The sequence below is a fragment of the Prochlorococcus marinus subsp. pastoris str. CCMP1986 genome (assembly GCF_000011465.1).
GTDB classification, from domain to species: Bacteria; Cyanobacteriota; Cyanobacteriia; order PCC-6307; family Cyanobiaceae; genus Prochlorococcus_A; species Prochlorococcus_A pastoris.
In genome coordinates this window covers 102,472-114,946 of sequence record NC_005072.1, presented here as the reverse complement: position 1 = coordinate 114,946, position 12,475 = coordinate 102,472, and the positions used below count along the sequence as shown (strand labels likewise).

General features: G+C 30.3%; 16 protein-coding genes. 8 read left to right on the top strand and 8 right to left on the bottom strand.

Annotation, left to right across the window (positions count from 1 at the left end):
* Positions 1-471 carry an SRPBCC family protein gene (locus tag TX50_RS00600; RefSeq protein WP_011131753.1) on the top strand — a complete coding sequence of 157 codons (471 nt, stop codon included), beginning with the start codon at positions 1-3 and terminating at the stop codon, positions 469-471.
* Here the strand turns inward: TX50_RS00600 and TX50_RS00595 are convergent.
* From TX50_RS00595 to TX50_RS09230, 3 genes are read right to left on the bottom strand one after another with little or no spacing between them, the layout of a single operon-like run.
* The gene (locus TX50_RS00595) at positions 464-1,255 is read right to left on the bottom strand and encodes a uroporphyrinogen-III synthase (protein WP_036930414.1); all 792 of its coding nucleotides are present in this window, start codon (positions 1,253-1,255) and stop codon (positions 464-466) included. The genes TX50_RS00600 and TX50_RS00595 overlap by 8 nt on opposite strands.
* A complete protein-coding gene (rbfA, locus tag TX50_RS00590; protein WP_011131751.1) occupies positions 1,248-1,646 on the bottom strand; it encodes a 30S ribosome-binding factor RbfA in 399 nt (132 codons plus the stop codon). Before rbfA ends, TX50_RS00595 begins: the two co-directional genes overlap by 8 nt.
* A 5-nt stretch (positions 1,647-1,651) precedes the next feature.
* A complete protein-coding gene (locus TX50_RS09230) occupies positions 1,652-1,855 on the bottom strand; it encodes a DUF751 family protein (protein ID WP_071812981.1) in 204 nt (67 codons plus the stop codon).
* A gap of 54 nt (positions 1,856-1,909) precedes the next feature.
* Between TX50_RS09230 and TX50_RS00585 the strand changes: the two genes are divergently transcribed.
* Entirely contained in the window at positions 1,910-2,635 is a 726-nt protein-coding gene (locus TX50_RS00585) for a glutathione S-transferase family protein (RefSeq protein WP_011131749.1), read from the top strand.
* On the opposite strand, the gene TX50_RS00580 is transcribed toward TX50_RS00585, so the two are convergent.
* Positions 2,622-3,332, bottom strand: a complete 711-nt coding sequence (locus TX50_RS00580) for a DUF6816 family protein (protein WP_011131748.1) — start codon at positions 3,330-3,332, stop codon at positions 2,622-2,624. The two genes, TX50_RS00585 and TX50_RS00580, sit on opposite strands and share 14 nt — an antisense overlap.
* On the opposite strand from TX50_RS00580, the gene TX50_RS00575 reads away from it, so the two are divergent.
* Complete coding sequence (locus TX50_RS00575) at positions 3,331-3,588, top strand: chlororespiratory reduction protein 7 (RefSeq protein ID WP_011131747.1); 258 nt, start codon at positions 3,331-3,333, stop codon at positions 3,586-3,588. The genes TX50_RS00580 and TX50_RS00575 overlap by 2 nt on opposite strands.
* Here the strand turns inward: TX50_RS00575 and TX50_RS00570 are convergent.
* The gene (locus TX50_RS00570; RefSeq protein ID WP_011131746.1) at positions 3,585-4,142 is read right to left on the bottom strand and encodes a shikimate kinase; all 558 of its coding nucleotides are present in this window, start codon (positions 4,140-4,142) and stop codon (positions 3,585-3,587) included. The genes TX50_RS00575 and TX50_RS00570 overlap by 4 nt on opposite strands.
* 50 nt (positions 4,143-4,192) lie before the next feature.
* Here TX50_RS00570 and TX50_RS00565 point away from each other — a divergent pair, with 50 nt between their 5' ends.
* The 4 genes from TX50_RS00565 to TX50_RS00550 all read left to right on the top strand — a co-directional run bounded on the left by TX50_RS00565 (position 4,193) and on the right by TX50_RS00550 (position 7,395).
* Positions 4,193-5,119, top strand: a complete 927-nt coding sequence (locus TX50_RS00565; protein ID WP_011131745.1) for a 6-pyruvoyl trahydropterin synthase family protein — start codon at positions 4,193-4,195, stop codon at positions 5,117-5,119.
* A complete protein-coding gene (locus TX50_RS00560) occupies positions 5,116-5,778 on the top strand; it encodes a RibD family protein (protein ID WP_011131744.1) in 663 nt (220 codons plus the stop codon). The genes TX50_RS00565 and TX50_RS00560 overlap by 4 nt, the downstream gene beginning before the upstream one ends.
* 11 nt (positions 5,779-5,789) lie before the next feature.
* On the top strand, positions 5,790-6,944 hold the full coding sequence (locus tag TX50_RS00555) for a GNAT family N-acetyltransferase (protein ID WP_011131743.1): 1,155 nt from the start codon (positions 5,790-5,792) through the stop codon (positions 6,942-6,944).
* A 64-nt stretch (positions 6,945-7,008) separates the two neighbouring features.
* Positions 7,009-7,395 carry a DUF4346 domain-containing protein gene (locus TX50_RS00550; protein WP_011131742.1) on the top strand — a complete coding sequence of 129 codons (387 nt, stop codon included), beginning with the start codon at positions 7,009-7,011 and terminating at the stop codon, positions 7,393-7,395.
* Positions 7,396-7,559: 164 nt separating this feature from the next.
* On the opposite strand, the gene rimO is transcribed toward TX50_RS00550, so the two are convergent.
* Positions 7,560-8,924: a 30S ribosomal protein S12 methylthiotransferase RimO gene (gene rimO / locus TX50_RS00540; protein ID WP_011131740.1), complete on the bottom strand. Its 1,365-nt coding sequence runs from the start codon at positions 8,922-8,924 to the stop codon at positions 7,560-7,562.
* A 106-nt stretch (positions 8,925-9,030) separates the two neighbouring features.
* Here rimO and TX50_RS00535 point away from each other — a divergent pair, with 106 nt between their 5' ends.
* Positions 9,031-9,966 carry a vitamin K epoxide reductase family protein gene (locus TX50_RS00535; RefSeq protein WP_011131739.1) on the top strand — a complete coding sequence of 312 codons (936 nt, stop codon included), beginning with the start codon at positions 9,031-9,033 and terminating at the stop codon, positions 9,964-9,966.
* Here TX50_RS00535 and nadB read toward each other — a convergent pair.
* A complete protein-coding gene (gene nadB, locus TX50_RS00530; protein ID WP_011131738.1) occupies positions 9,956-11,623 on the bottom strand; it encodes an L-aspartate oxidase in 1,668 nt (555 codons plus the stop codon). The two genes, TX50_RS00535 and nadB, sit on opposite strands and share 11 nt — an antisense overlap.
* Positions 11,623-12,390, bottom strand: coding sequence for a DUF3120 domain-containing protein (locus TX50_RS00525; protein WP_011131737.1), 768 nt, complete (start codon positions 12,388-12,390; stop codon positions 11,623-11,625). The genes nadB and TX50_RS00525 overlap by 1 nt, the downstream gene beginning before the upstream one ends.
* Positions 12,391-12,475 lie beyond the last annotated feature (85 nt).

Genomic DNA, 12,475 nt, shown 5'->3' with positions numbered 1-12,475 from the left:
ATGGGTACTTGGCTTAAACATGACGTAATTACAATTGTTAATGCGCCATTAGATAACGTTTGGAACACCTGGAGTGATTTGGATTCCATGTCTCTGTGGATGAGCTGGATTGAATCGGTAAAAACAATTGATCAAGAGACATCAACTTTACCTGATCTGACTGAATGGACTTTAGCTGCTAATGGATTCAAATTTAAATGGAAAGCACAAATAACAGAAAGGATTGAGAAAAATAAATTAAAATGGAAATCTATTGGAGGATTACCAACTCAGGGTTCTGTTATTTTTGAATCAAAAGGAGACCAATTAACATCGGTACACTTAGCAGTTACCTATGAATTACCTAGAATGATTGCTCGATTTATGGAAGAAAAAATTTTGGGTAAAATGGTAACTAATGAATTACAAGCAAATATTGATAGATTTCGAGATTTAGTAGAAAAAAATTACAAAAATGAATTAACTAATTAAAAATATCAATTGCCGCATCTAATAATCCTTCAAAAGTGTACTTAACCGCCTCTTTATCAACTCTGCCAAAAGTTTTTCCACATATTTTTGAAGTTTGAGGTCCAATAGTTAATAATTTTGCATTTTCTAGATAGGTTAACCATTCTTCCCCAAATTCTTTTTCAAGCAAGAAAGAAGAATTTGATACTGTTTTACCACTTGAAAAAACCATTGCATCAATTTTTCTGTTAGAGATAGCATTTATTGTTTCTATAGGAATTGAATCCGGACATCTTGTTTCATAGGCTGGAACCTCTACAACACGCGAACCAGAATTCCTGAATTCATCAGCTATGAAATTCCTTCCTCCTGTTTGAACTCTTGGCAAAAAAACTCTGAGTCCATATCCTGATACCGGAAAATTTTCAATTAAACTTTCTGCTACAAATTCTGGGGGGACGAAATCAGCCTCAATACCTAAATCGCTTAGAGTTAAGGAAGTTTTCTCCCCTACTACAGCAATTTTTATTTTCTTCGAACATTCTTTTAATGAAGTATTTAAATTTCTTAATCTCTCATCTACAAATTGTATTCCATTACTACTGGTAAAAATAATCCAGTGAAAATCGTTAATTTCGCTTAAGGCATCATCAAGAGGATTTAAATCATCAGGATATCCAACATCAATTGCTGGAAAATCAAATATTTGAGCTCCTTTATTAGTGAATAACTTTTTTACATCAGATATCTTATCTTTTGATCGAGTAATAATTATATTTTTTTGATTCAAAGAGAGCTCAGACATTTTTATTATTTCCCTCAACTTTTGAATCTTGATTATGTTTTTTATTTTTTAATTCCGCAAGGAGCTTGAGTACCGACAATCCTTTTTCTAATACTGTATCGTCTTTAAAAGTCATTTCTGGTACTCGTCTCATCTCTATTCTTTGACCTAAAGTATGCCTGATATAGGTCTTAGCAAGATTTAATTCTTCAACAATTTCTTTTCTTATTGCTTCTTCAGCAGTTGAAGTTATATAAATCTTGCAAAATTGCAAATCTCCTGATAATTCTATTTTTGAAATATTAATAAAATTACTCCTTAATAGATCATTTTCCAAATCATTCTGCAAAATAAGAGTTATCTCTTTTTTCAACAAAGAAGAAATTTTTGCAATCCGATAATTATTAGGCATTATTGTTATAAGTTGATTGGATTAGTCATTGCTTTTAGTACGAAATAAAATGTTATGAAGGCACTTATTACTGAAGAAATTAAACCTACTAATGTTAATGGATTTGATCTATTTTTAAATAAAGGTTCTAGTAATGCAACTAATCCTCCTGCAATAATAGAAATTAAATACTTAGGATATCTTGCAACATTAGAGAAAAATTGGCCCATTAGCTCCACAATTTGATTACTTTTTTAGCTAAGTTTTAACAAACATTAAACAGCATGATTACATTATATCAATTTAGACATAGCGCTTTTTGCTTAAAGACAAGAATGGCTCTTCACGCAAAGAAATTGCAATATAGAGTTGAAGAAGTTACACCAGGCTTAGGTCAATTTGAAATCTTTAAGATATCAGGTCAAAAACAAGTCCCAATAATTGTTGATGATAATGATCAAATTATTAGTGACTCTACAATTATTTGCGAATATATAAATAAAAAAAATGATAATAATCCACTTTTTCCAAAAGATCCTTTATTGTTTGCACAATGCAAATTAATAGAAGATTGGGCTGACACTACTATGGCTTCAACTTGTAGAAAAGCTCTGATTAAATCAGCAATAGAGAATCCACAACTACGCACTGCTTTACTTCCAGACGAAATACCATCTTCAGTAAAAGGTTTAGTTGATAAATTACCTTTTAAAAATCTTAGTAAAATTTCTAATGTAGTTTTTTCTACCAAAGACAATTTAGAACTGCAAAAAATATTAGAGGCTTTATCTAAAGCCCTAATTAATAAAAAATATTTGATAGGCGATAATTTATCAATAGCTGATATTGCAATTAGTGCACAATTATCTCTTCTTAAATTTCCAAAATCATCGGGACCAATTCTTTCAGGGGAAGGTTGTCAAGAATACATAAATAATCCTTATTTAGAAAATATATTTATTTGGAGAAACAACATAGAAGAATATCTTTTTAGTGCTAACTCTCAATAAATTCAAACGATAATTTAAATTTACTAGTTTTAATTGCATGCACTGAGGGATCTCCAACTTTTGAACCGTATGTAGCAATATATTGAAAACCGCAGATATTAGGTTTTAAAGTATTCTCTGAATTGGAATTATGACGATTACATTTTTGAAATTTACTTATTGTCTCGACCTGATTAACCCTAGATGCTCCTGGTTTATGAAGAGTTTGAATAACTAATTCGTCAGCAAAAAACATATCATCATCTTTAATTTGATTTCTTCCTGTGATCCTTGAATCAATATATAGATCATCTTTTAAATAAGTAATTTGTTTGTTAATTGATTTAGGATCATTAACAACTTTAATCAAAGTATCACCAAATATCGCTTTACCAATTGACTCAGAATTTTTCGATCGATTACCAATAACTTGATTTAAATTATTTTTGAAAAAATTTACTTTGTAAATCACTGGTGCTTGAGACTCATCTTCTAAATCTTGAGAAGTAACAAGCCAATTACCCTCAAACCAATTAGGATAAATTAAATCTCTTGAAGTATTTGAAAATTTGAAATTTGGTAAGTATAATTCTGGCCATAAATTTTCTCTTTCATCTAAAAATTCTCTTACATTATGATCATTGAAAGCAAATGCATTATCTAAAGAAATTACTTGAATAATTAGAAAAATAATTAATCCTAAAAAATTTTTAATCATGTCTAATCCATTAATAAGATCTGAAGACCATTTTGTATTATTAGAGCCAGATTCAAAAGAAAAAATAGTAACTAAAAAAGAAGCAATATTATGGTTAAGAAATTGGCTTCATAAGGTTGATTCATCAACTATATATCAAAAAAAAGATTATTCCAATGAGGAATTTCTCGAAGAATTATTAGAAAGTACTTATGAATTAGAAATAAAATTTGGATTCGTTATTAAATGGTTTGCTGTAAGAGTGGAACCTGATTAATTTATAATTTTTTTGTAAATTCCATAAACTATTTGTTTTGCAACTTCTTCAACATCTTCGTTATTAACCTCAACTCTTAAGTCAGCCTGAGAATATAAATTTTTTCTAGATTGAAAAATTTGGTTATATAAATCACTTAAATCTTCTCCCTGTAATAGAGGTCTATTTTCAATATCTTTTTTCAACCTCTCAAGAGCAATCTCTTGCTTTGTGTCAATCCAAATAATAATTCCTTGCCTTAAAACACCCCAGTTTTCTGGTTTAGAAATAATTCCTCCACCAGTAGAAACGATTAAAGAAGGGATTTTAATTGTTTCTTTTAAGCAATTTGTTTCTAGTTCTCGGAATGCTTTTTCTCCATCTTCCTGGAACATCTCATTAATTGTTTTTTTTGCTATATTCTCTATTAATTTATCCAGATCAATATACTTATACCTCAATAACTCGGCTAATACTGGACCAGTTTTAGATTTACCACTAGCCATCATACCTATCAAATATATACTTCTTCCTTGAATTATTTTGTTTGTTTTCTCAATAATAGATTTTTCCATACAGACAAAAGAGTATATAAAACCTTAAGATAGTATTATTACAGACATTTATGACTTTTACACATACCAATCCATTACATGGGCAGGGACGTGAATGCGTCATAACTCGACGTGCCTGTTTTAGTTCGAGTCATCGTTATTGGCTTCCTGAAAAAAGCTCAGAAGATAATTTCTCTCTTTTTGGGAAATGTAGTATAGCTCCAGGACATGGCCATAATTACGAACTTATCGTATCAATGGGGGGCAAACTTGACTCGGATGGAATGGTCCTTAATCTTTCTGATGTAAAACATTCTATTAAGAGTAAGGTCACTGGACAATTAGATTTTCGTTTTTTAAATGACGTATGGCCTGAATTTAATATTCATAGTCAAGAAGGCATTCTTCCAACGACTGAGGCTCTAGTTAAAGTTATCTGGAATCGTTTAAAAGATGAACTACCTCTTACAAGTTTAAGAATTTATGAAAGCCCAACTTTATGGGCAGATTACTATGGAAAAAACATGGAAGCTTTATTAACAATTCAAAGTCATTTTAATGCTGCTCACCGATTAGCAAAAGATGAGATTTCTCTTGATGAAAACAAGAAGATTTATGGGAAATGTGCCAGAGTAAATGGACATGGACATAATTATTTTCTCGATGTAACAGTCCGAGGAAAAATTGATCCAAGAACTGGGATGATATGTGATTTACCTTCATTACAAGCAATTATTGATGATCTTATAGTTGAACCATTTGATCATACTTTCTTAAACAAAGATATCGAATATTTTAAAACTTGCGTCCCAACATGTGAAAATATTGCACTACACATTGCCGATATTCTCTCATCTCCGATTAAAAAAATTGGAGCAAATCTGCACAAGGTAAAACTTCAAGAGAGCCCAAATAATGCTGCGGAAATTTATGTTGAACAAAGCTTACCAAATTCTTTGCAAAAAAATCTTACTAACTCTTTAGTTGCTCAAGCTTGAATACTCCAAGCATAGCGATCATTATCGCTTCTAGTTTAGATGGAAGGATTGCCTTCCCAAGTGGAGGTGAATCTCATCTTGGAAGTAAGGAAGATAGGAGAATGTTAGATGAAAACTTATCAATAGTTGACGCTACCATTTTTGGATTGGGAACTCTAAAAGCTCATCAAAGTACATATTTAGTAAAAAATCATTGTAAAAATGGCGAAATAAAAATTTCAAAAAATCAGCCTATTTCTATAGTGGCCTCCAATAGCAAAAAATTTAAAAAAGATTGGAATTATTTCAATCAACCAATTAAAAGATGGTTAATCAGCTCTAATAAAAAAGATGCAATAGAGACTAAAGATTTTGATAAAGAAATTTTCTACAAAAATTCCTGGAGTAAAACCTTGTTAAGTATTAAAAAAGCTGGAATCAATCGTCTAGCACTTCTTGGTGGGGCAAATCTTATAAATTCTTTTATAAAAGAAGATTTGATTGATGAAATCAAAATTACAATAGCCCCAAGAATCATTGGAGGGAAATTTACATGGATACCTACTGAACAAACAAATAAAATTTTTAATTTAAAGCAATTTTGGAATATAAAATCGATTCAAGAATTAGATAGAAATGAAATATATATTCATTACACAAGAAAAACTAAAGATGATTAAAGTAAAAAAATATGAATCATATTGAGCACAAAATTGAAATTAAACTATCAATTCAAGAAATAAATAAAGAAACATGGAATGAATTAAGAAAAGAAATCAACAATCCATTTTACGAATGGGAATGGCTCTATAACCTTGAATTATCGAAAAGTGTCTCAAGACAAACTGGATGGCAACCTTTATATTTTATTGCTTATGAAAATGAAGAAATATGCGGAATAGCTCCACTTTTTCTTAAAAATCATAGTTATGGAGAATTTATTTTTGATCAATCCTTTGCAAAATTAGCTCAAGATTTAAATTTAAATTATTATCCTAAGCTCATTGGGATGAGCCCTTACAGCCCTATTAGTGGATACGAATTTTTATATAAAGAAAATAAAAATAAAATTGAGATTACAAATTCATTAATAAAACATATTGATGACTTTGCTTTGCAAAATAATATCTTGAGTTGCAATTTCTTATATGTAAACGAAGATTGGGGAAAACATCTAAAATCCCTAGGATATCAGGAATGGATAAATACAAGTAGTGAATGGAAGAATAATGGGGAAAAGACATTTGATGATTTTTTATCCAGATTCAACTCTAATCAAAGAAAAAACATTAAAAAAGAAAGAAAATCAATTTCAAAACAAAACCTCGAGATCAAAATTCATACAGAGGAGAATATAAATCTAGAAATGGTCCAAAAAATGCATAATTTCTACGAGCAACATTGTTTGAGATGGGGAGTCTGGGGTAGCAAATATCTTACCTCTGAATTTTTTGAAAACATTCTTGAAAATAAAAGAAATCTATTGTTTTTTAGTGCATCAAGAAATGATTCTGAAAGTACGATTGCAATGTCAATGTGTATAAAAAATGAAAAATATATATGGGGTAGATATTGGGGTAGTCAAGAAGAAGTACTTAACTTACATTTTGAATTATGCTATTACCAGCCTATTGAGTGGGCAATAAAAAATAACATTGAAAGTTTTGATCCTGGAGCAGGAGGTAAACATAAAAGAAGAAGAGGATTTTATGCAAAAGGTGCTAAAAGTTTTCACAAATGGTTTAACAAAAACATGAAAAATATAATTACCCCTTGGTTAAATGAAGTTAATTTTCAAACTTTGAAAGAAATTGAGTTAGAAAATAATTCTATTCCTTTTAAATAAAATAGAAATTAATTAATCTGATAGTTGTTTATATTATTAATATAATTTTATTAAAAATGTGAAGATGGATTTTATTAAAATATTTGAAAAAAAAATAGATATAGATAATGATTTATCTAATAGATATATTAAGCTAGACCCTAATGGATATTTTATTATAAAGATAGATTTGGAGACAAAAAAAATCATCTTAGAACATTATTTAAATACTATTAATAAAGAAGGATATGCAATAGATCCAAAAACTAATGAGCCTATTAAATGTGACTCAAAAGAAATCAAAACTTGTAATGAGACCTTCACAGGAATTAGCGCTAAAGAGATTGGAATAGCAATAACAGAAAAGCGTAATGATCTAATATCTAGATTTGATCATGCCTTATATTTAGGACGAGAGTTACAAAAAGCAGAAGAATGCTTATACAAAAAATTACCTTATATTCAAGATTAAGAAATTAAACGAAAGAATTCTAATTCTTATTGAGGTGCTAAATTAAATAAAAATATAAAAGATAAATGAACATCATTTTCTATTTTGCATTTCTAGGTTTTGGTTTTGGAGCCGCTTTCTTATTAGATAAACTTTTAAGAGCAGTTAAATTAATTTAAAAAAATTCATAAGGTTTTTATAACCTCTCCATATAAATCATATTCATCCGCAAAACAAATATTTGCTTCAACAAATTTACCGATATAATTTTTTTCATCTTCATAATTTTTAATGGATAATATGACATTACCGTCTATTTCTGGAGCAAAGTTATAAGAACGTCCTATCAGTTCTTTATTTTCTGATATTTTTTCTACTAATACTTTAATCGTAGTACCTACATATAACTGATTTTTTTTCTTAGAAATATTTTGTTGAATAGATATTATATTATCTTTTCTCGCATCAGCTACTTCTGAGGGTACCCTATTTGGCAAATCGAAAGCACTTGTTCCTTCCTCCGGAGAAAAGATAAAAACGCCAACATGATCAAACTCATGCCTATGCAAAAAATCTAAAAGATGTTGAAAATGTTTTTGATTTTCTCCAGGGAAACCAACAATTAAGCTTGTTCTTAATACAGCAGATGGTATTTGCTCCCTTATTTGACTCAAAATTGATTCATTTAAAGAAGCTTGCCAAGGTCTATTCATACTTTTTAGAACATCTGGATGACTGTGTTGCAAAGGTAGATCAAAATAGGGAACTATATTATTTGAATCTTTAAAAGATTTAATAACTTCATCAGTTAAACCAGTTGGATATGCATAATGAATTCGTATCCAAGGAACTGAAACTTTAGACAGTTCTTTCAAGAGTCTTGCTAAAGAAGGTTTACCATAAATATCTTGACCATAATTTGTTGTAATTTGACTAATTAGTATTATTTCTTGAATCCCTTGAGCTGCAAGATTTTTTGCTTCTGAAACTATAGATTCTATGTCCCTACTGCGTTGAGGACCTCTTAACTTAGGAATAATACAAAATGCACACTTATAATCACACCCTTCAGCGATACGAAGATAAGCAACAAATTTATTTTTATCTACAAAGCGTGGAATTTTTTCATCTGCAATAAATTCAGGTATTTTTGAAACTTCATTAACAATTTCCCCTTTCTCTACTCTTTTAATAACCTTAGCTATTTTTTGATAATCACCCGTTCCTACTAAACCTTTTATTTCAGGCATTTCTTTTAAAAGTTCTTCTTTAAAATGCTGAGCCATACAACCAGCAACTATTACCTCTTTACCTTGATCAGTAAATTCAATTATCTTCCTTATAGATTCTTCTCTAGCTGTTTCTATAAAACTACAAGTATTGACTACAACCACATTCGCATCTTCTATATCATTTCCTACTTCATATCCCTCCTTATCTAATAACCCTTGCATATGTTCAGTATCAACAAGATTTTTCTCACAACCAACATGACTAAAAGCAACCTTTGAAATTTTTTTATCCTTTACATTTTGATTATTTTGCTTCACGTAATTTAGATATTATATAAGAAATAATTTACAAAGAAACTTTTAATAAGTCTCATTAAAAGATAATATTAGGATAGATTCTGCAAATTACAAAGATAAAAGATCTATGGCTCTTAAGACTTTGAAAAGTAAAAATAAAAAAGATCTAAAATGGCCAAAAATTATAATTGCTATTCTGAGCACCATTGGATTAGTTGATACGGGCTCTATTACCTTAAAAAATTGGGGATTATTTAACTCTCTTTCATGTCCTGGAATCAAAAATGGTTGCGAAACAGTTTTAAATAGCCCTTGGGGTACATTATTCGATAATAGTCAATTCAATATTCCTCTCTCATTAGCAGGAGTAATTACTTATGGTTCAATACTGGGATTTTCAATATTTTTATCATTGAATTTAGTTTCTCCTAAAGAAAAATTAAATAAGATTATATGGTGGGCAATATTTTTAATCTCTTGTGCTTCTTCTGTGTTTAGCATCCTTTTGCTAAATATTATGTTCTTTAAAATCAAGGCTTATTGTTTTTTTTGTATTCTTTCGGCAATTTTATCTATTTCTATCTTTATTATTTCTATGATTGGTGCAAAGTTTGAAAGTAGAGAGCCTATGTTTTATAGAGGATTTATTGTTTTTTTAACAGTTCTTATTGGGGGATTGATATGGTCAAATAGTGTTGACCCTTCTAATGCAATTGATATTTCTAAAAGTACAGAAAAAGTATCTCCTGCAATCACTACAACTAGCTCACCCCAGAAAATTAAGTTTGCTAAATTTTTAAGTGATAATAATATTAAAATGTTCAGTGCATACTGGTGCCCACATTGCCATGATCAAAAACAAATATTTGGCAAAAAAGCCGTTAAAGAGTTATCGATTATAGAATGCGCACAAGACGGTAAAGATAATCAATATAAACTTTGCAGAGAAAAACAGATTGAAGGGTTTCCATCATGGGAAATTAATGGTGAAATATATAGTGGAGTCAAAGATTTAAATGATTTAGCAATAATGACTGAATATGATGGCGATTCTAATTTTTAATAAACCTTTTAATTATTTCTTGATTTAGTTGCTGCCTAGTATGGCATTTCCAAGTTGTTTCTTTAATTGGAAAATCATCCCTATAATGGCCTCCTCTACTTTCCTCTCGAAAAAGACAAGCTTTTAACAATAGCAATGTTGTAATTTGTCTATTATGCAAATCAAGCAATAAATTAAGTCCTCTCCTATTTGGCTCACTTAGTTTCAATTTTTGATCAATTTCTATTTTATTAAGACATTCAAGTAAAGGATTTTTTTGTAGTTGATCTATCTCATCTTGAAGAGTTTTTAAAAGTTTATTCATATTTTTTTTATTACGAGAGACACCTAAATTAGACCAGCATAATTTTCTCAAACTATCAATCTTATCTGAAACACCTAAGATAAAATCTTCCTTTGGATTATCCATAAAAATTTCCGTAGTATATCTATCTAACCTTCTTAGGTTATAAGGAGCATTCAACTCGATACAAGACATTTTTCTTGCAAATACTAGACATTCCATAAGCGAATTACTAGCTAGTCTATTTGCACCATGCACTCCTGTAGAAGCTACTTCTCCCACGGCATATAATCCTTTCATTGTAGAAGATGCATTTAAATCGGTATGAACACCTCCCATCCAATAGTGAGCTGCTGGCGCAACAGGAATCACCTCATTTAAAGGATTAACTCCATAATCTTGACATCTACTTATAATCATAGGAAATCTTTCTACAATTTTTTCTGGATCAATAAATCTTAAATCCAAACCAACATGATCAACATCGTTTTCTTGCATATTATTCATAATTGCTCTACTAACTTGATCTCTTGTAGCTAGATCACCATTTTCCAAATGCTTTACTGGGCTCTCACCATTCTTATCAACGAGAACTGCTCCCTCACCTCTAAGGGCTTCAGAGATTAGAAAGCAGGGAGAACCATAAAACTTTAATGCCGTAGGATGAAATTGAATAAATTCTAAATCCTCTATTGCAACTCCAGCTTTCCATGAAAGAGCTATTCCTTCCCCAGCAGATTGGGCAGGATTTGTAGTATTAGTAAATAAGTGTCCCCCTCCTCCTGTGGCTAAAACAACAGCTTTAGAAGTAATCCAATATAAATTAGATCCATCTAATACCTGAACTCCTTTACATACTTCCTTTTCAATAAGCAATTCTGTTACTCTTACACCTCGACAATGCAAAATATTCTCCTTGTTTTCGATATGATCCTCTAAGACTTCTACAAGTGCTCTACCTGTTCTATCTTTAACATGCAAAACTCTTCTACAAGAATGGGCCGCTTCTAAAGTTGTTGATAGTTGATCTGAGCTCTGATCAAAAATCATACCTAAATTTTGTAACCTATCAACGCAACCAGGAGCATCTTTCACAAGCATTTCAACAGCAGATAAGTCACACAAATCATCTCCAGCTTTTAAGGTGTCTTCAACATGAAGAGCAAAAGAATCTTCAGGTCTAACTACTGATGCAATCCCTCCTTGGGCCCATCTACTAGATGATCTTTTACTTGTATTCCTATTTAAAAGAAGGACATTTAAATTTTCTGGCAATTCCAAACAAGTCATTAAACCAGCTGCTCCTGCACCAATGACAATCACATCCCATTTATCAATAGATATTGATTCTTGCGAAAATGGCGGTCTTAGCATTAAACCAAACCACTTAGTGTTGGTTGAATAATTGCTAGCATAATAAAAATACCATCAACTATTAAGGTAGTTTGAATTACATAACTTGATACCAAAAAAGCCTTTCCATTTATCGAATTTGATGTAGCGTAATTAAAAATTTCTTTTGATATGAACCAAAGTATTAATGCCGCCAAAATAATAATAGACAAAGATTTAAACTGAATAAGATTTTCGGAAGTTTTCTGAAGTATTAATGGAGCATTATCAGAATCCGCAATAATAACCTCCTTCCATTGATCCATTATTCCTGTCAAAAATATTGTCAAATCTGTAATCGCCGTTCCGAATAAAGACGAGATATAAAAACTTGAACCGATTTTCCATTTTGTTCCCAGTCCGACAATAGCAAGAGGCAATGCAACTGCTTCAACTGGGATATGGAGAATAGGATAAGCACTTAACCAGCCCCAAAATAAACAACCTCCAAGCCAACTTCCCGTGACTCCTAATAATAACGAGCCTACAATAAACCATTTATCTCCCTCTTTTCTAGACAATAAAAAAGCCGCAGCAAGGATAAAAAAAGTAGCGCAAAGAGCACTAATAGGAGCAAATCTAACCCATGGTGCCTGTACAAAAATTGGTAAAATTACAAAAAAAGAGGACCATAGTCTCAAAGCAATTGGGCTAGATAAAAAAGTACTTTTAACAATATTGAATCCATTATGAAATCTAGATTTCAAATTATCATTCACTTCTAATTTTTTAGTAATTAATTCTTCCAATGCATTAAGGCTTTTAAAATTTTTGAATTAATTTATGTCTAGTTTAATAAAAATGCAGATGACATATTTTATTAATTTAATAGTT